Raw genomic sequence first — 18,652 nt, 5'->3', positions numbered from 1 at the left:
ACGTATTACGCCATGGAGTGGCATCTCTTCCATCAACACTCTGAATCTGTTCATCATTCCCCCTCTTTTAGCCTCAACGCCTCTCTGACCAGATTAAAAGCCGGTGAATGCTGCTTGCGGCTGGGATAATAGAGATAATAACCGGGAAACGGTTCGCACCAGCGCTCCAGTACCCGGATCAGCGTGCCCTGCTCCAGCCCTTCTGCGACTTCCTGTTCAGGCAGAAAAGCAATTCCCAAACCGGCCACTGCCGCTTCTGCAATGTGTGCCGAAGTGTTGAACGTTAACTGTCCATTTACCCGCACATTCAACGGCCCTTCTTCTCCGTCAAAATCCCAGACATACAACCCACCCGCTGTTGCCTGTCGCATATTAATGCAGTTGTGATGCAGCAGATCGTGTGGGACCTGAGGCGCAGCATGACGACGAAAATAGTCTGGAGCCGCCACCGCAGCCATTCGTAACGGTGGGGTTATGGGCATCGCCACCATATCTTTATCAATTGTGTCACCCATTCTGACTCCGGCATCAAACCGATCGGCCACGATGTTTCGCAAGCCATGATTCGCATCGAATTCGAGTCGGATATCCGGATAAGCCTCCAGCAGTGGCGTCAGTTTTGGCAGCAGGAGTGAACTGAGAATATGCGGGCCACAAGTGATGCGTACCGTGCCGGCGGGCTTGTCACGCATCGCAGTCAGCATATCCAGCTCCGCCTCAATTTCATCGAATCGATTGCCAATCGCCAGGATTAACCGTTCACCTGCTGCGGTCGGTGAGACGTTCCGCGTCGTGCGGGTCAGCAGCCGAATTTCCATCCGGTTTTCCAGGGCAGTAATCGTCTGACTCAGCGCGGGCTGCGTAACGCCCAGCAGTGCCGCTGCACGGGTAAAGCTGCCCTCACGCGCTACGGTAATAAAAGCCTGCAGATCATTCATGTTGCGCTTCATGTTGCGCTCCCGTCGATAGATTAATAAGTCATGGTTATAACGCCATTAAGGATTCATTAGCTAGTCAATATAAAGCGAAACAGTAGAATTTCCTGAGTTCATCAGCACCACTAACAATGAAACAGGACATAACATGGCTTCCACCGAAACAACTCACTCTTCACCCCAGCATAAAGAAGCCCACTGGGGTGGCGTCTGGGCCATGACGCTTTGCGTATTCGCGCTGATCGCCTCTGAATTCATGCCGGTCAGCCTGTTATCGCCATTATCACGTGATCTGTTGGTCAGCGAAGGTCTGGCCGGACAGGGTATCGCTATCTCTGGCGCGCTCGCAGTGATCACCAGCCTCTCGATAACCCGCATCGCCGGGAATCTCGACCGCAAAATCCTGTTGCTGACGCTGACACTTCTAATGGCGCTATCCGGATTGATGGTCGCGATGGCACCCAACGATCTCACCTACATGACTGGCCGGGCGTTGATTGGCGTGGTGATTGGCGGGTTCTGGTCGATGTCAGCTGCGGTGGCTATCCGGCTGGTCCCCACCGGGCAGGTGCCGCGTGCACTGGCTATTTTTAACGGCGGTAATGCGCTGGCGACAGTTATCGCTGCACCGCTGGGGAGCTATCTCGGTTCTGTCATCGGCTGGCGTGGCGCTTTTTTCAGTCTGGTGCCGGTGGCCTTGCTCGCCCTGCTCTGGCAAGGATTTACACTGCCGTCAATGCCCGTCGATAAAGCACGGCAGCGAAGCGCAAACCTCCTGCAGCTGCTGCGTTCACCGCTGGTAACAATAGGTCTTGCCGCCTGCGGACTGCTCTTTATGGGGCAATTCACCCTCTTTACCTATCTCCGTCCGTTTCTGGAAACCGTCACGCAGGTTGACGTTTCTACGCTATCGCTGGTGCTGCTGACCATTGGCGTTGCCGGTTTTATCGGAACACTGATCGTCGGGGTTGTTCTGCAGCGTGGATTTTATCTCACCCTGATGATTATTCCACTGATCATGGCGTCAGTCGCAGGGCTGCTCATGGTATTCGGTCATCAGCTGTGGCTGGTGGCACCGTTGCTGGGCATCTGGGGACTGGTGGCAACTGCCGCACCCACCGGATGGTGGGCCTGGGTCGCCAGAACCTTCCCGGATAACGCGGAGACGGGTGGCGGATTAATGGTTGCCATTGTCCAGCTGTCGATTGCTCTGGGATCGACGCTGGGCGGTCTGGCCTTTGACCATGCAGGCTGGCAGATCACCTTTGCCATCAGCGCCACATTACTCATCGCTGCCGCTGGACTGGCGTTGATCACTGCGCGCAAAGAAAGCGCCGCCTGATAGCAGATTCATTGTTTAACCGGGCAGCCTGTTGCCCACTTCTCGTCAACCCTGAGGATCCTTTCATGAGAGCATTAACCCTGATGTTTGGACTGTTGATCAGTTCATTTGCAGCCAGCGCTGCCGATATGTCACGCGGCGCCGACAACTTTTATCAAAGCGATAAAGTGACCCGCGAAAAAGTGACGTTTAAAAACCAGTTTCAAATGGGCGTTACCGGCACCCTGTTCAGACCTAAAGAGGCGAGTAAAACAGCGCGTCTTCCGGCGATAGTGGTGGGGCATCCGATGGGCGCAGTCAAAGAGCAGAGCGCCAGTCTCTATGCGCAAAAGATGGCTGAGCAGGGCTTTGTTACCCTGGCAATCGATCTCTCATTCTGGGGCGAAAGTGAAGGCCAGCCACGTAATGCGGTTTCTCCGGATATCTATGCCGAAGACTTCAGTGCCGCAGTCGATTACCTGGGGACACGCGAATTTGTCGACCGCAATCGAATTGGTGTGCTGGGCATCTGTGGCAGTGGCAGTTTCGTCATCAGCGCGGCAAAGATCGATCCCCGCATGAAAGCGATAGCTACCGTCAGCATGTATGACATGGGATCAGCCAACCGTAATGCGCTGAATAAAAGCCAGACGCTGGCTCAGCGCAAGCAGATCATTGAAGCAGCGGCACAGCAACGTTATGCGGAATTTACCGGGGGTAAAATCGCTTACACCGGCGGTACACCACACAAAATTGATGCTGATTCACCGCCAGTTGCTAAAGAGTTTTATGATTTTTACCGGACACCTCGGGGCGAGTTCACCCCAAAAAGCTCGTCAGCTGCACTAACCACGCACCCGACGCTCACCAGCAATGTGAAGTTCATGAACTTCTATCCGTTCAATGATATTGAGACCATCTCTCCGCGCCCAATGCTCTTCATCACCGGTGATAAAGCGCACTCACGCGAGTTCAGTGAAGATGCTTTCCAGCGCGCAGCTCAGCCCAAAGAGCTGTATATCGTACCTGATGCAGGTCATGTCGACCTTTATGATCGCACTGATCTGATCCCGTTCGCGAAACTGACGGCTTTCTTTAAACAGAATCTGTAATCTTCTGCTCATCGACTCCAGCCCGTCTGCAGAAAACTGCAGACGGGCTGTCTGCGTGATTAGCCTTTGCGATGGCGGGTCAGATAATGCTTCACCAGCACAAAGAACAGCGGAACAAAGAACAACGCCAGGACCGTGCCTGCCAGCGTGCCACCGATGATGCCGGTCCCGATGGCAATGCGGCTATTAGCACCCGCACCGGTTGCCACCGCCAGCGGGATCACGCCAGCAATAAAGGCGAGTGACGTCATCATAATCGGCCGCAAACGGGTTCGTGCTGCCTGCAATGCAGCTGCACTCAGCGAACTGCCCCGGCGCACTGCATCTTCTGCAAATTCGATGATTAATATCGCGTTTTTAGAGGTCAGTCCGACCGTGGTCAGCAACGCCACCTGGAAATAGATATCGTTGCTCAATCCCCGCAGCGCCACTGCCAGCACGGTACCCAACACACCAAGCGGCACCGCCAGCAGCACTGAGAACGGCACCGACCAGCTTTCATACAGCGCAGCCAGACAGAGGAAAACCACCAGAATCGAGATCGCATAAAGCGTAGTCGATTGCCCGCCCGCCTGTTTTTCCTGCAGCGAAAGCCCGCTCCACGCGCCCGTCGTGCCTGCAGGTAATTGATTAGCCAGCCGCTCAATCGTATTCATGGCATCGCCGGAGCTAAACCCTTCGGCATTCTGACCCTGAATTTCATAGGCGGCAGAGCCGTTATAACGATCAAGGCTTTCTGGTCCCATGGTCCACCGGGTCGAGGCAAAGGCCGAGAATGGCGTCATGGTGCCTTCACTGTTCCGGATATACCACTTATTCAGATCTGACGGTGCTGAACGATACTGACTGTCGCCCTGCACATAGACCCGCTTCACCCGTCCACGATCGATGAAGTCATTGATATAAGCACCACCCCAGGCGCTGGTTAGCGTATCGGTCACGTCATCCAAATTCAGTCCCAGCGCCACCGCTTTGCTGGTATCAATGTCAACCTGCAACTGCGGGGTCTGCGGCAGGATATTCGCCCGCACGCCCGTTAACTCCGGGCTTTGCGCTGCGCGTTGTAATAGCTGATCGCGCAGGTTACCCAATTGTTCACGCGTGGTGCCACCGCTGGCCAGCAGCTCATAGGTGAAGCCGTTGTTCTGTCCCAGACCTGGCACCGATGGCGGCGTCAGTGCAAAGATCTGCGCATCCCGAATCGACGCCAGCGCATAGGTCGCGCGTCCGGCAATCGCCTCGGCGGAGTTCTCACTGCCGGGTCGCTGGTCCCAGTTTTTAAGCTTGATAAACGCCATACCGGCATTCTGCGCAGCACCGCTGAAATTAAAGCCGTTAATGGTGAAGATCACATCAACATTCTGTTTTTCTTCAGTCAGAAACCAGTCAACTATTTGCTGGTTGACGGCCTCTGTACGACTGGCCGTAGCGCCCGCTGGCAATGTAGCCTGAAGCATGATACTGCCCTGATCTTCGGTCGGCAGGAAACTGCCTGGTAATCGGGTGAACATCACAAACAGCACCACGCCCATTGCCGCATAAAGCGACACCATGACCAGCGGACGACGCAAGGTGCTGACCACTTTGTGGCGATACTGGCGCTCGGTGGCGGCATAAAAGCGGTTAAAACCGCCAAAGAAGCCTTTACGATGCGGTGTTGTTGGCCGCAGCAGCATGCCACACAGCGCGGGCGTCAGGGTCAGCGCCACCACCACGGAGAAGGTCATAGCCGCAATGATGGTGATGGAGAACTGCCGGTAAATCACGCCGGTCGATCCGGCGAAAAACGCCATCGGCAGAAAGACTGCCGAGAGCACCAGCGCGATAGCCACCAGCGCGCCGGAGATCTCTTTCATCGACTTTTCCGTTGCCTCTCGTGCCGGCAAACCTTCGTCATGCATGATGCGTTCGACGTTCTCGACCACTACGATTGCATCGTCCACCAGCAACCCGATGGCCAGCACCATGGCAAAAAGCGTCAGGGTGTTGATGGTGTAGCCGCATAACGCCAGTACACCGAAGGTGCCGAGCAGCACGACCGGCACCGCCAGCGCCGGGATCAGCGTCGCGCGTATGTTCTGCAGGAACAGGTACATCACTACCACGACCAGCGCGATCGCTTCGATCAGGGTGATCACCACATCCTCAACGGAGATTTTGATGAAATCGGTGCTGTCGAGCGCATAGGCCACTTCGTAGCCTTGCGGCATTGAGTGGCGATACTCTTCAACTTTGTTTTTCACCAGCGTCGCGGTGGCCAGCGCATTCGCGCCCGGTGCCAGCATCACCCCAACCCCGGCTGCAGGATGCCCGTTGAGTCGGGTCGTCATGTCATAGGATTCGCCGCCCAGTTCCACCCGCGCCACATCACCCACCCGCACGATCGCGCCGCTTTTATCACTTTTGACGATGATATTGCGGAACTGCTCTGGCGTCTGCAGTCGCGACTGCGCTCTGACCGTGGCGGTGAGTTGCTGATTATCGGGTGATGGCAGGCCGCCGATTTTACCGGCTGAGACCTGAATGTTTTGCGAGCGTATCGCCGCCGACACGTCAGACGGCTGCAACGCATAAGCGTTTAGTTTGAAAGGATCGAGCCAGATGCGCATCGCGTACTGACCGCCGAACACCTGGATGTCGCCGACCCCTTCGGTCCTGGCCAGCGGCTCCTGCATATTACTGACCAGCCAGTCACCGATATCTGTGCTGTTGCTTTTACCCGTGGTGTCATACAGCCCCATCACCAGCAGAAAATTTGACTGCGATTTCGTCACGGTGACACCAAGCTGCTGCACCTCGCTGGGCAGACGGGAAAGCGCCTGCTGCACCTTATTCTGTACCTGCACCTGAGCGGTGTCGGGATCCGTGCCCTGGCTGAACGTTACAGTGACTGACACGTTCCCCTGCGAGCTGCTGCTGGAGGTGAAATAGAGCAGGTTATCCAGCCCGGTCAATTGCTGCTCAATCACCTGCGTGACGCTGTTCTCCAGCGTTTCCGCTGACGCCCCGGTGTAAGTTGCGCTGATATTCACTGAGGGCGGTGCAACATCGGGATACTGTTCCACCGGTAACAGGGTGATAGAGAGTGCGCCAAGCAGCATAATTAAAATGGCAACAACCCATGCAAAGACGGGACGATAAATAAAAAAACGAGAAAACATCAGCGGGATCTCTTCCTTTGGGCGGGGGCAAGACCTGCATTCCTGCGGGCCAACAAACTGCGTTGATTATAGGTTGTACCTTTCGGATAAACATCCTGACATTACCTTTTCTTACACCAGGCTGAGTGCAGCGATATTCTGCCCCTTTGCTGCTGACAAGCCAGGTTAGCGCTGGCAGGATGGTGATTCTCTGAGCTGATCTGAGCAGCCGGGTAAAACCGTCGCTTTTATGCCGGACTGGAGATGATGAACTGCGGCGGGTAAAACGCTGACAGAGAGGAAAGCAAGACGCATGCAAAGGGATGATTATCAGGCTGGCGGTGGAGCTTAAGCGCATAAAGATTAAAAACAGGCCTCGTTAGCCAGGTGGCACAGTCATACCGGATTGTATCGCTTCCCTTCCCGCGGAACACGATGATTTCTCCTTCGGTTCCGTTGTGGGATATATTAGCTGCACTCTCGTGACATTTACTCTGAATAACAGGTATTCCCGGCAATGGCTCTGATCCCCAAAAACTATACGCGGCTGGAAAGCGGCTATCGTGAGAAAGCACTTAAAATCTATCCATGGGTGTGTGGACGCTGCTCACGCGAGTTTGTCTATTCAAACCTGCGCGAGCTGACGGTTCACCATATCGATCACGACCACACCAACAATCCGGAAGATGGCAGTAACTGGGAATTGCTGTGTCTCTATTGTCATGACCATGAGCACTCAAAGTACACCGAGGCTGACCAGTATGGCACCCGCGTAGTGGCAGGCGAGGATGCACAAAAAGATGTCGGTGAGGCTACCTACAACCCCTTTGCTGACCTGAAGTCGATGCTGAATAAGAAGAAGTAATGGCTTAACTGTCAGGCTGGCCGATCGGCCCGACAGTCTCGCTTCCCGAACAGGATCACAACGTCTGGCCGCGGCCACAACGCACCGTAGTCCGTCATGCCAGATGCCACCCTCACCAGACTCAGCGCGATATGAATCCTGTACCAGCCGGTTATTTCAGATTTTGATATCCGTCATGGCCGGGTGAACCGTACATCAATCCCCCCCTCACCGACACTCTTTTTGAGGCTACCTGTCGACAGCATCTTTCCTATCGGCGTGTAACTATAGGAGGTCTGGAATGTCTCGTAAAAAAGCACCAGCGTCTTATTGCCATACAGCATCACATCGCCCTGCTGGATCGTGCCGGGTTTATGCGGATCGTTTTTAAGGGCAGCAGGCAGGTCTGCAAACTTCTCGTTGCCGTTCAGCTCCTCCATCGTCATGGTCAGCGGAAGTTGCTGTAAAAATGCTTTCGCGGTGGGGTTATCCGCCAGCGCAATCTCATACGACTGATGGTTGATCGTCATAATAATCTTCATGGGAAGCAGCTCTCCAGCCCGATCCGGGCCACTGGCTTTAACGGGCATCAGACTATAAATGGAAAGTAAAACCAGCAAAAGTAAGGCTCTTTTCATAAGGTTGCTCTCCGGATTATGGTGCATCTGTTCAGACATGGCGTGCGTTACTGCGATCGCCGTCCAGCCATAATAAACGGGCTCACTTACCCGCCGTTGCCTGATGGTAAAGATTTATACTTCCCCCCTTTCCCTGCATCATCATCCTGTCGGCGGAACTCGTGCGCTGCTTATTCTGCAACAGCCCGGATGCGCTGCGCTTCATCTGATGTGCGGCTTACGTTTCGGGCTGTCGAAACATTTTGAGAAATAATTTCCCTGAATTACAGCCAGTTTCCACGTTGTTGCCACTGTTTCTGTACCAGGCTTATCGGATAACAATAGAGACACTGTGGAGCATTATGAAAGAGCAAAATCGCACAAATGGCATCGCCCCTTATGGGGGGGCTGCCGGTGGCTGGGGCGCACTTAAGGCAGTTGCGGATGCGATCCGCGGCCAGATGTCAGTAAAGCAGGATGTGATCGCCCTGTTTAAAGTCAACCAGCCGCAGGGCTTCGACTGTCCGGGCTGCGCCTGGCCCGACCCGCAACATGCTTCCTCCTTTGAGTTCTGCGAAAACGGCGCAAAAGCCGTCTCGTGGGAAGCGACCAGCAAGCGCACCACGCCAGAGTTCTTTGCGGCTCATACCGTGACTGAACTGTGGGAGCGCAGCGCACTCCATCTGGAGGGCGAAGGACGGCTGACCCATCCGATGAAGTACGATGCCGCTACCGACACCTATCAGCCTATTGAATGGGATACGGCATTCCGGGAAATTGGTGAGCATCTGCGCAGCTATGACGATCCGGACAGCGTGGAGTTTTATACCTCGGGTCGCGCCTCGAATGAAGCGGCGTTCCTGTGGCAGCTTTTCGCCCGCGAATATGGCACCAATAACTTCCCCGATTGCTCAAATATGTGTCACGAACCGACCAGCGTCGGGCTGCCGGAATCAATTGGTGTCGGCAAAGGCACGGTAGAACTGGAAGATTTTGATCACTGCGACCTGGTGCTTTGTATCGGCCACAACCCAGGTACCAACCATCCGCGTATGCTGGGCACGCTGCGTGAGGTCTCTAAGCGCGGTGCGACTATCGTGGCGATTAACCCACTGCGTGAACGCGGGCTGGAGCGTTTTACTTCACCGCAGAGCCCGATTGAGATGCTGTCAATGAGCTCCACTGAGCTGGCTTCGACCTACTACAAAGTGCGGGTGGGTGGCGACGCGGCAATGCTGAAAGGGGTGATGAAGATCCTGCTCACTATGCACGAGGAGGCGCTGAGCAAAGGCGAACCCGGCGTCATTGATGAAGCCTTTATCACTGAACACACCGAAGGTTTTGACGCCCTGAAAGCCGACCTGGAGAGTACCGACTGGGAGCATATTCTGAAAGTCTCTGGCATGGCGCGCGAAGAGATCCAGCATATCGCCCGGCTCTACGCTAGTGCTGAACGCACCATCATCTGTTACGGCATGGGGATTACCCAGCACCAGTATGGCACCCAGAACGTGCAGCAAATTGCCAACCTGTTGCTGATGCGCGGCAACATCGGTAAGCCTGGCGCAGGTATTTGTCCGTTACGCGGTCACTCCAATGTGCAGGGCGATCGCACGGTGGGCATCACGGAGATCCCGCCGCAGTCGCTGCTGGATGGCATAGAGAAGGTGTTTGGGTTCCACCCGCCGCAGAAGCATGGTCACGGCGCAGTTGAGGCGATTAAGGCGATGCGCGACGGCAAAGCTAAAGCGCTGCTCTGTCTGGGCGGCAATCTGGCAGAGGCGATTTCCGACCCACAGGTCACGTTCCCGGCGATGCGCAAACTGGATCTGGTGGTGCATATGGCCACCAAACTCAACCGCTCACACCTGTTACTCGGTAAGCACAACTATCTGCTACCAGTACTGGGCCGTACTGAAAGCGATGTTCAGGCTACCGGTGTTCAAAGCGTGACTGTTGAAGATTCAATGTCGATGGTGCATGCCTCACGCGGCTCGCTGGACCCGGCTTCGCCTCATCTCAAATCTGAACCGGCGCTGGTGGCCTCCCTTGCCAGGGCAACTCTGCCAGACAGCGTGGTTGACTGGTCAGCCATGGCGGCCGATTACAGCCGCATCCGTGATGCCATTGAAGCGGTGTTCCCGGCGTTTGAAAACTTCAATGAGAGGATTAAGCATCCGGGAGGATTCCGGCTTCATAACGCTGCGTCAGAACGCGTCTGGCTGACGCCATCTGGCCGTGCTCAGTTTAAGGTGATGCAGGGCATCAATGAAGATCCCCGCTCGCTGAAATGCCATGATCTGGTACTCACCACCCTGCGCAGTCACGACCAGTACAACACCACGCTGTACGGCCTGAATGACCGCTATCGGGGCGTGACAGGCCGGCGTGACGTGCTATTTATCAATGCTGAAGAGGCGGAAAAACGCCAGCTGCGGGTCGGTGACCGTGTCGATCTGATGGCGCTGGACCCGGATGGCAATCCCACCTCGCGCCAGATGAAGAACCTGACTATCGTGATTATCGATATGGCCTCAGGTTCGGTCGGCGCTTACTATCCCGAGGCGAATGTGATGGTGCCGCTCGACAGCCACGATACCAAAAGCGGTATCCCCGCTTATAAAAGCATTCCTATCTCCATGACGCGCGTCACCGACGAGACGCAGATGGCCTCAGGCGTTCTTCGCTAATCGGACATGTCAGAATATGAATGTTGTCAGCGTGGCCGGTGCACCGGTCACGCTTTTTTGTTTTTCTGCCCTGCAGAGATGTTTTTGCTCATCCTTTCTCCCTGCTTTATCTCCGTTAAAGCACCTGGCGTGAAGTAACCCTGACGGCAGCATCGTATACACTACAGTGCTGAAAACGGCTTTATAAACCCTTATCTCTTTTTTGCCTGCGCGGATATTCAGCGCCCTACCGGAAAAATGCCATGTTTCACCTGATTTTCAGCTTACCCAGCTGGTATGTTATTGCGCGCGTCATTATTCCATTATCTATGCCTCTGGCCATCAAGATCCTGCTCTCCGCACTGGTGCTGCTGGCTTCACAGTATCTGCTGGTAAGCCGCTTTACCTCAGGCGGAATTTTTTCCGCCGAAATGCCCCGCATCATCATCATCCTGTTTAACTGGGCATACAGCACCGTACTGTTGCTGGCGCTGCTGCAGATGCTGATGGATGCGGTCATGCTGATTGCCCTGCTGTTACGGCATCCGCTGGAGCTGGTTCCCGGTATTCGCTATCTGGCCGTCGTGCTGGCAATGGCGCTGGCTGCCTTTGGTGTTCAGCAGGCGATACGGGTGCCCCCGGTCAAAGAGGTGACGCTGGTGCTACCCAACCTGCCTCCAGAGTTCGATGGCTATCAGCTGCTTCAGCTGACCGATCTTCACATCACCCGGTTATTTAATGCCGCCTGGACCGCCAGGATGGTTGAAAGAGCGATGTCTCTTAAAGCCGATCTGATTGTGGTGACAGGCGATGTGATCGATGGCAGCCTGGAGCATCGTCGGCATGACGTCGCGCCGCTGCAGAAGCTGGCCGCGCGCGACGGCGTATGGGGCATCACCGGCAATCACGAATATTTCTTCCATCAGGCAATCTGGACGGCGCATCTGGCCTCACTGGGGCTACAGCCTCTGCTCAACAACCATACCGTTATTGAGCGCGGAGCCGCAAAGCTGGTGATTGCTGGCCTGCCGGACGCCTCCGCGCCAGGCAGGAACGCGACCGGTCCGGATCTGGCCCGCGCACTGGAACAGGCACCTGAAAGCGCGCCGGTGATTCTGCTGGATCATCAGCCACGAAATGCCCGCCAGAACGCGGCGCAGGGGGTAGATGTGCAGCTCTCCGGCCATACGCATGGCGGACTGATTATCGGGCTGGACCGGCTGTTTGCTAAACCCAATGGCGGTTTTGTGTCCGGGCTTTATCAGGTCGACGGAATGCAGCTCTATGTGAATAACGGCACGGCGCTCTGGCCAGGCATGGCGGTCAGGCTGGGTCGTCCCTCCGAACTGACCCGGATTACCCTGCGCCGCCAGCCCTAATCGCGTGACGAAATAGCCTCACGAAAGTGCGGTTTTCGCAGGTGTGCATAAGCTTGAGTGAAACAAAGGAGATCACTATGACGATGTTATGTACCGCCTGTGGAACCGCTTATCCCTCTGCTGCCCCTGATGAGCACTGTAAAATCTGTGAGGATGAACGCCAGTATGTTCCGGCTGCGGGTCAGCGCTGGATCGCATTTGATGAACTGCGCGGCAGCCACGCCAATAAGTGGACGGCCCATAGCGATGCGCTATTAAGCCTTAAAACTGTGCCTGAGTTTGCCATCAACCAGCGCGCTTTTCTGCTGCGTACGCCGCATGGCAACGTGCTATGGGACTGTATTGCCAACCTGGATGATGCAACTTATACGCTTATTGCCGCGCTGGGTGGCATTGATGCTATCGCGATTTCACATCCGCATTACTACACCACCATGCAGGAGTGGGCTGAGGTCTTTAACGCGCCTATTCATCTGCATGCCCGCGACAGGCAATGGATTGTGCGGCTGAGTCCGCATATCCAGCTCTGGCAGGGTGAGTCGCTGACGCTGATGCCCGGTGTGACGCTGTTACGGCTGGGCGGTCATTTTCCCGGCGGCTGCGTGCTGCACTGGGATGAAGGCGAAGGCGTGATGCTGGCGGGTGATATTATTCAGGTCACGCCGGGTGCGCATGGCGTGTCGTTTTTGTGGAGCTACCCGAATATGCTGCCACTGTCAGCCGCCACCGTGAGTGACATCATGCATCGGCTTTCCGGCGTGACGTTCGGACAGCTTTATGGCGCGTTCGAAGGTCAGGATATTCATCATCAGGCAAAAGAGAAAGTGATGCGGTCAGGAGAGAAGTATCTGGCCTGTCTGCAGGAACATCAGGCGTAGCGGACGATAAACACGGAGAAGAGAACAGCCGCCCACAGGTGGCGGCTGTTTTAACTCACTTATGCGGTCTGGAATACCGCGACCATCGTACGCAACTGACCTGCGCGCGAAGCCAGCTCCTCTGCAGAGGAGGCAGACTCTTCGACCAGCACGGCGTTCTGCTGCGTCACCTGATCCATCTGGTTCACCGCAATATTAACCTGCGAAATACCGCTGCTCTGCTCTTCAGATGAAGCAGAAATATCGCGCATCAGCTGAGAGGTCTGTTCAATCGCGCTGACGCTCTGCTTCACCTTGTCACCCGCATTCTGCGCCATCGCGATCCCTTCATGCGCATGCGTCACCGACTGCTCGATCAGGCTCTTGATTTCTTTCGCTGCACTGGCTGAACGTTGTGCCAGCGCACGCACTTCCGACGCGACAACCGCAAAGCCTTTGCCCTGCTCACCCGCACGTGCCGCTTCAACGGCCGCATTCAGTGCCAGGATATTGGTCTGGAAAGCGATGCTGTCAATGACGGAGGTGATCTCTTCAATCTGTCCAGAACTGCCCCGGATTTTCTGCATCGTCTGCATCACGGAATCCATCGCCGCACCGCTTAACAGTGCCGCCTGAGTGGCTGATTCTGCGCGATCAGAGGCAAAGCGGGTGTTATCCGCATTCTGCTGAATGATTGATGCCAGTTGTTCCATACTGGCCGCTGTTTCAGCCAGAGATGCAGCCTGCTGTTCGGTGCGTGATGAAAGGTCGCCATTGCCACGAGCAATCTCTTCAGAGGAATTGGCGATAGTGGCTGCGTTACCTTTGATATCCGAAACCAGCTGGGCAAGACGCTGCTGCATCCGCATCAGCGCATTCAATAGTTCAGCCATTTCATTGCTGCCGGAAACAGTCAGCGCTGCCGTCAGATCGCCGGCCGCAACACGGCTGGCAACTTCGACCGCTTCTTTGACCGGACGGGTGACTGAACGGGTGATCATGACAGCCAGCAGAATAGCCAGCAGCGCGACGGTGAGCAGGCCTGCCAGCAGCAGGTATTGCGCCTGACGACGTTCATCAATTTGAGATTGCAGTAGTTCCTGCAGTCGACCACTACTCTGATTGCCCAGCATGGCGTAGCGGTTAATCGCCTCGGTTAAGACCCTCACATATTCAACCGGCGTAATACTGACCTGTCCGGTTATGATGGCACCTTCAGCCAGCTGTAATGCACTCAGGGCCTGTTGTTTTGCATTCTGCGCAAGGTCACCAAAAGTCGCCTTTAGATCAGGTTCAATCATAAACACCTTATCCATATTACTGCTGAACTGCGACAGTACCGTTTTGCCATTATCAATCTGAAATGCCAGCCGGCTGCGATCAGCATCAGAGGCTTTACCGCTGGCAATCAATGAAGCACCATTTCCGCGAATCTGACCCAGCGTTTCAGTCAGCAGCGGCAGTCGGCCAAAAATGCTAACAATCAGTTGATAGGTATTTAAGTCAGCATCCAGCGACAGCTGATAGAAATCCAGCACATCCTGATTAGTGTCCAGCAGCACCTGAATCAGATGAGTGTGCTGCACCAGGCTGCTCGCCAGCGTCAGTCGGCCACCATTGAGCTCCTCTTGCAGCTGACGCCATTCCTGATTAACCTTCTCAAGTCGCTTTAATGGCTGTGCCTGCTCATCGCTTTGACGCAAATCGTCAGCAATGCTCTCAGACAAACTGTTAATCTGGGTCACCAACGCCATACGCGGCGGATTATCCGGTTTGTTCTGACCGATTGCGATTGCGCTTTCAGCCCGATGACGCTGTAGCAGGTTCAGTAACTGAAGGACTTTTTTCTCAACCGGAATACCGGTGAGCTCAACTTTTTTTGTATTGATAAGCTGATTGCCTGTCTGAATAAACAAAAATGTAGGTAATATAAACAGGACCAGCGCAAAAGATCCCAGTAACAGGAATTTCGCTGGCAGATTAATTCGGTCGAGTATTTTTTTCATTTTTTCCGCTCTGATGTATGAGGCGTGCAGGTGAGCCCTGGACAAAATAAGGTTTGTAATTTTATTTTTACTTCTTCTTTTACATAGCCAGACGTGCTTCATGCAGCACAGTATTGGTATGAAGAGATGAGTTTTGTATGAAATTCAGAAACACATATAACAACAGAAAGGAGTATAGATTGCGTTCCGTTATTTTTCAGTGAATAAAATGACGATATTTACTGCAAGATTAACCTAACTCAAACTTAAAAATAACCATATTTATCATAAAGATAAAAAACAAACCCTTCGGCGGACACCTTAAGCCGTTAGCGTGTCTTCAGCATTATTGTTTTGAAAATAAAGAAATTAAAGTCGACTCGGAAATCGCCGATAACAAATATCCGCACCCTATCTGATTAATTATCATTACGCTATTAGCCGAATATAAAAACCACGAAAAAAACAAACCTAATCATATAACTCTAAAGAGTTACTTTTGTTTTAGTAATGAAATCGATTTCATTTTATTTAAAAGAAGTTATTTTATTGATTAATGCTAAAAAAAAGCCCCCACAGTGTGGAGGCCATTATGCTATTGGTAAACTGTTAAAAACTTTCCCAGTTCGCCTTCGTCATGTCGATGGCCTGGCGCTCAGGCTGCTTTGCCTGCAATACCGGACGACGCAGAGCTGCGGCCTGCTGCGGCTGAGCGACACGGTGATTGCTCTCCAGCGTAAAGGTCGCCACCAACCCTGCCAGTGTCTCTGCCTGCTCCTGCAGCGACTTAGAAGCAGATGATGCCTCCTCCACCAGCGAGGCGTTCTGCTGCGTCACTTCATCCATCTGGCCAATTGCCTGATGAACCTGCTCAATGCCTTTGCTCTGCTCAGAGGTTGCTGCGGCAATCTCATTGACCAGATCGGCCACCTGCTGAATCGCCTGGCGGACATTTTCACTGTTTGCACCAACGCCGCTGGCCTGCGCTAAACCGTGCTCAACCTGCGAAACAGACGTAGAAATAAGATCTTTGATTTCCCGGGCAGCAGAAGAGGAGCGCTGCGCCAGATTACGCACTTCTGAGGCGACAACGGCGAAGCCGCGGCCATGCTCACCGGCACGTGCGGCTTCAACGGCCGCATTCAGTGCCAGAATATTGGTCTGGAACGCAATGCCTTCAATCAGGCCGGTGATTTCAGAGATTTTGGCAGAGCTGCCGCGGATTTCATCCATAGTGCTGAGCATCTGCTTCACCGCTGACCCATTCTGGATTGACATGTTATTGGCATTATTCACCAGGCTGCTGGCCTGATGCGCACCTTCTGAGTTCTGACGCACCGTTTCACTCAGTGTGGCCATACTGGCAGACGTCTGCTCCAGTGAAGCAGCCTGTTCTTCCGTGCGCGCAGAGAGATCCTCATTGCCTGCGGCAATCTGCGTTGACCCGGTACTGACCGATTGTGCGGCATGACTGACCGACAGAAGCGTGCCAGAAACGCGTGCCAGCAGCTGGTTAAATGCCATTGCCGTTTTACCGATCTCATCCTTACTGCGGACTTCAGCGGTGTGGGTCAGGTCAAGCGTATGACTGACCTGGGTCATGGTATTCACCATGCCTGAGAGGCTCTTTTTGATGCCCAGAATCACCTTCGTGGAAAAAGCGGCCAGTATCAGAATAAGCAGCAAGGACCCGCCAGACATCATCCACAGCGTCTTGTTATAAACACGCTTATTCTCAGTTCTAAGCTGTTCGCCAATATCGATGTTCAGCTGAATCTGACGGGTGAAATCTGCCTCCATCTTACGCGCTGCAGCACCAATCCCATTCTCACTCTGTAATAACGGCAGTGTGACCGCATCATTGTGGGCGCGTGATGCAGCAATAAAGGCCGGCAATGCGTTACGGACTGCATCCAGATTTTTATCGGCCTGCTCAGTCATCGCTTTATCTTCATCGCTCGAGATGTCGTTCGCCATATAATAATCATTGAGTGACTTAATCTGCGAAAGCAAACTCTCAATGCGCTCTTCTGCCGCGGAGAATTTCGTCGCATCACTGGTGCTATGATGGCGATAAAGCGCAATACCTAGCTGATTGGTCACGCTGATTGATTTATTGAGATCACGAATGCTGGGTATCGCGTTGACCTGGACATATTCAAATCGCGACTGAAAACCCGAGATCACAGACAATGAGATAATAACCAGCGCAATCAGTGACATTGCCAGCAGTGAAAAAATCAGTACGAGACGCTGTGTAATAGTCATACGAGCCCTTAAAAAAGAGTAATTTGAATATATCGAAAGCTGGATCGTTCTTATCGGCTCTGGTCAGCAGTGCTTTAATTAATTGGGGTAAATATATTTTTTTAATTGTTCTGGCGAATCTCAGAGAATGCACTATCTATCAAAATGATGCTTACCATCAGGACATAAAGTTTTACATTTAGTCGTATTTACATAATTTCCTCTTTTTCAGAATGGTGTTTTTTTACATGCAGCAAGGTCATCTTTGTTACATATCAGCCATTCATTTGATCCTAATGATTAGCGAGCTAATTCAACAGCCTGACTGACAATAATCATCTGTCAGAAGGAGGGCAACCCCAGAGAAATCTTGCTACAGACCCAGTAAAAATAGGAAAGGGATTACTAAGCGAAGACTGAGAGCCAAAATCACAACCTCTGTTTATCATCAGTGGCACTGATGTATGTGTTATTGACTGTCCAGAGGCTTAAAGGAGAAGGCATAGGATTTTAGCCATTCGTGGCAGGCCCAGATTAAATCAGTGAAATGACTGGCGGAATGCTGATTCTGGTCTATGCTCACTGGCCCGACCAGGCTTTAGTCTGTCGGATAGCAATATCGCTTAAAATAAAAAAGGTAGTGATCATGGATTTAGCCACATTTGAAACCAGAACGGGTCTTTGGCCACACATGCAGTTTACGGATGTTGAATATGACTTTTGCAGCGCTGGCGTTGAAATCTACGCCATTGACGTCAGCCGTCAGACTAAAAGCAAGCTGTTTATCTGCCGTGTCGCCAACGAGCAGCAGGCTGCGTCACTGACAGCCCAGTTCAAAGAGTGGCTACCGAAGTTAAAGCTTAAAAAACGCAAAGTTGCTTTGAATCTGGCTCGCATGGCGTGCGACAAAAGTTATTCCGCCAATCCTAAGTTTCAGGATCGGTCAGATTTGCGCCACAACACGTCAAGGCTCTGATGTTTATTCAGCCTGCAAGCGTTAACGCGGGCAGGCTTAAACGCTCTCTTGTCTGTTGTGTATAACGATTCTGCGGCACGTTTTAAGTGCGCGCCGCGGGCACCTGAAACAGCCGACAATCACCATCCTCAATCGAAATATCGCTGAAAGTGGTTATATGCATTTCAATCCAGGTGTTCGCGGCGCGAAATGTGTAAGAGGCATTTCGCTGTTCAAGCTCAGCGACAAAATCCCGGGTGCTTACTGTGCACTGACCGACATCATCCTGCCTCATCGCCTCCCTGAATGCTGTCCAGACCTCATCATCCTGTGACATCACATTTACCCCGCTCTGGCTCAGGCCCAAAATAACTGTATATACAAACAGTACAATTTGTTTTTGATGCGGTCAAGTCTTCGTGAAAAGCCTGATTCAGACACTGTGAGACATCACTGTTCCGGCCACTTTTAGCAGAAGCGGCAGGTTTGAGGGGACTTTAATCCTAATCTTAGAAATCGTTTTCACATCAGATTAAGTCATTGATAAAAAAAGCAAGTACCATAAGTAGCATTTTAATTATTTGATATCTA

Annotated in this window: 13 protein-coding genes; 7 read left to right on the top strand and 6 right to left on the bottom strand. The window is 53.2% G+C overall.

Going from position 1 to position 18,652, the window contains the following annotated elements; genetic code table 11:
* Positions 1 to 53 precede the first annotated feature (53 nt).
* Positions 54 to 950 (bottom strand): LysR family transcriptional regulator, encoded by an 897-nt coding sequence (locus Q7C21_RS18560; RefSeq protein WP_039661915.1) that lies wholly within the window; start codon positions 948 to 950, stop codon positions 54 to 56.
* Between the two features lie 133 nt (positions 951 to 1,083).
* Here Q7C21_RS18560 and Q7C21_RS18555 point away from each other — a divergent pair, with 133 nt between their 5' ends.
* Together Q7C21_RS18555 and Q7C21_RS18550 are read left to right on the top strand one after the other, a co-directional pair.
* Positions 1,084 to 2,277, top strand: coding sequence for an MFS transporter (locus Q7C21_RS18555; RefSeq protein ID WP_375151018.1), 1,194 nt, complete (start codon positions 1,084 to 1,086; stop codon positions 2,275 to 2,277).
* Positions 2,278 to 2,342: 65 nt separating this feature from the next.
* The gene (locus Q7C21_RS18550; protein ID WP_110412153.1) at positions 2,343 to 3,368 is read left to right on the top strand and encodes an alpha/beta hydrolase; all 1,026 of its coding nucleotides are present in this window, start codon (positions 2,343 to 2,345) and stop codon (positions 3,366 to 3,368) included.
* Positions 3,369 to 3,427: 59 nt separating this feature from the next.
* Here the strand turns inward: Q7C21_RS18550 and Q7C21_RS18545 are convergent, their stop codons facing one another.
* Positions 3,428 to 6,529: an efflux RND transporter permease subunit gene (locus Q7C21_RS18545; RefSeq protein WP_105100061.1), complete on the bottom strand. Its 3,102-nt coding sequence runs from the start codon at positions 6,527 to 6,529 to the stop codon at positions 3,428 to 3,430.
* Positions 6,530 to 7,025: 496 nt separating this feature from the next.
* Between Q7C21_RS18545 and yajD the strand changes: the two genes are divergently transcribed.
* Positions 7,026 to 7,373, top strand: a complete 348-nt coding sequence (yajD, locus tag Q7C21_RS18540; protein WP_003850685.1) for an HNH nuclease YajD — start codon at positions 7,026 to 7,028, stop codon at positions 7,371 to 7,373.
* Positions 7,374 to 7,546: 173 nt separating this feature from the next.
* Here the strand turns inward: yajD and Q7C21_RS18535 are convergent, their stop codons facing one another.
* Entirely contained in the window at positions 7,547 to 7,990 is a 444-nt protein-coding gene (locus Q7C21_RS18535; RefSeq protein ID WP_039661926.1) for a cyclophilin-like fold protein, read from the bottom strand.
* Between the two features lie 341 nt (positions 7,991 to 8,331).
* Here Q7C21_RS18535 and Q7C21_RS18530 point away from each other — a divergent pair, with 341 nt between their 5' ends.
* From Q7C21_RS18530 to Q7C21_RS18520, 3 genes are all read left to right on the top strand, one after another.
* Positions 8,332 to 10,659, top strand: a complete 2,328-nt coding sequence (locus Q7C21_RS18530) for an FdhF/YdeP family oxidoreductase (RefSeq protein ID WP_187513452.1) — start codon at positions 8,332 to 8,334, stop codon at positions 10,657 to 10,659.
* Between the two features lie 242 nt (positions 10,660 to 10,901).
* Positions 10,902 to 12,017: a metallophosphoesterase gene (locus Q7C21_RS18525; protein ID WP_375151017.1), complete on the top strand. Its 1,116-nt coding sequence runs from the start codon at positions 10,902 to 10,904 to the stop codon at positions 12,015 to 12,017.
* A 77-nt stretch (positions 12,018 to 12,094) separates the two neighbouring features.
* Complete coding sequence (locus Q7C21_RS18520; protein WP_008926779.1) at positions 12,095 to 12,895, top strand: MBL fold metallo-hydrolase; 801 nt, start codon at positions 12,095 to 12,097, stop codon at positions 12,893 to 12,895.
* Positions 12,896 to 12,954: 59 nt separating this feature from the next.
* On the opposite strand, the gene Q7C21_RS18515 is transcribed toward Q7C21_RS18520, so the two are convergent.
* Entirely contained in the window at positions 12,955 to 14,880 is a 1,926-nt protein-coding gene (locus tag Q7C21_RS18515; RefSeq protein WP_003850672.1) for a methyl-accepting chemotaxis protein, read from the bottom strand.
* A gap of 588 nt (positions 14,881 to 15,468) precedes the next feature.
* Positions 15,469 to 17,127, bottom strand: a complete 1,659-nt coding sequence (locus Q7C21_RS18510) for a methyl-accepting chemotaxis protein (protein WP_008926781.1) — start codon at positions 17,125 to 17,127, stop codon at positions 15,469 to 15,471.
* Positions 17,128 to 17,752: 625 nt separating this feature from the next.
* Between Q7C21_RS18510 and Q7C21_RS18505 the strand changes: the two genes are divergently transcribed.
* On the top strand, positions 17,753 to 18,082 hold the full coding sequence (locus Q7C21_RS18505) for a hypothetical protein (RefSeq protein WP_008926782.1): 330 nt from the start codon (positions 17,753 to 17,755) through the stop codon (positions 18,080 to 18,082).
* Between the two features lie 82 nt (positions 18,083 to 18,164).
* On the opposite strand, the gene Q7C21_RS18500 is transcribed toward Q7C21_RS18505, so the two are convergent.
* Positions 18,165 to 18,398 (bottom strand): hypothetical protein, encoded by a 234-nt coding sequence (locus Q7C21_RS18500; RefSeq protein ID WP_008926783.1) that lies wholly within the window; start codon positions 18,396 to 18,398, stop codon positions 18,165 to 18,167.
* Positions 18,399 to 18,652 lie beyond the last annotated feature (254 nt).

This window comes from Pantoea sp. ANP04, assembly GCF_041982285.1.
Taxonomy (GTDB): domain Bacteria; phylum Pseudomonadota; class Gammaproteobacteria; order Enterobacterales; family Enterobacteriaceae; genus Pantoea; species Pantoea eucalypti.
This window is presented reverse-complemented; position numbering and strand designations above follow the sequence as displayed.

Coding starts and splice junctions, on each gene's coding strand:
- Q7C21_RS18560 (WP_039661915.1), bottom strand. CDS start 950: ATGAAGCGCAACATGAATGATCTGCAGGCTTTTATTACCGTAGCGCGT.
- Q7C21_RS18555 (WP_375151018.1), top strand. CDS start 1,084: ATGGCTTCCACCGAAACAACTCACTCTTCACCCCAGCATAAAGAAGCC.
- Q7C21_RS18550 (WP_110412153.1), top strand. CDS start 2,343: ATGAGAGCATTAACCCTGATGTTTGGACTGTTGATCAGTTCATTTGCA.
- Q7C21_RS18545 (WP_105100061.1), bottom strand. CDS start 6,529: ATGTTTTCTCGTTTTTTTATTTATCGTCCCGTCTTTGCATGGGTTGTT.
- yajD (WP_003850685.1), top strand. CDS start 7,026: ATGGCTCTGATCCCCAAAAACTATACGCGGCTGGAAAGCGGCTATCGT.
- Q7C21_RS18535 (WP_039661926.1), bottom strand. CDS start 7,990: ATGAAAAGAGCCTTACTTTTGCTGGTTTTACTTTCCATTTATAGTCTG.
- Q7C21_RS18530 (WP_187513452.1), top strand. CDS start 8,332: ATGAAAGAGCAAAATCGCACAAATGGCATCGCCCCTTATGGGGGGGCT.
- Q7C21_RS18525 (WP_375151017.1), top strand. CDS start 10,902: ATGTTTCACCTGATTTTCAGCTTACCCAGCTGGTATGTTATTGCGCGC.
- Q7C21_RS18520 (WP_008926779.1), top strand. CDS start 12,095: ATGACGATGTTATGTACCGCCTGTGGAACCGCTTATCCCTCTGCTGCC.
- Q7C21_RS18515 (WP_003850672.1), bottom strand. CDS start 14,880: ATGAAAAAAATACTCGACCGAATTAATCTGCCAGCGAAATTCCTGTTA.
- Q7C21_RS18510 (WP_008926781.1), bottom strand. CDS start 17,127: ATGACTATTACACAGCGTCTCGTACTGATTTTTTCACTGCTGGCAATG.
- Q7C21_RS18505 (WP_008926782.1), top strand. CDS start 17,753: ATGGATTTAGCCACATTTGAAACCAGAACGGGTCTTTGGCCACACATG.
- Q7C21_RS18500 (WP_008926783.1), bottom strand. CDS start 18,398: ATGTCACAGGATGATGAGGTCTGGACAGCATTCAGGGAGGCGATGAGG.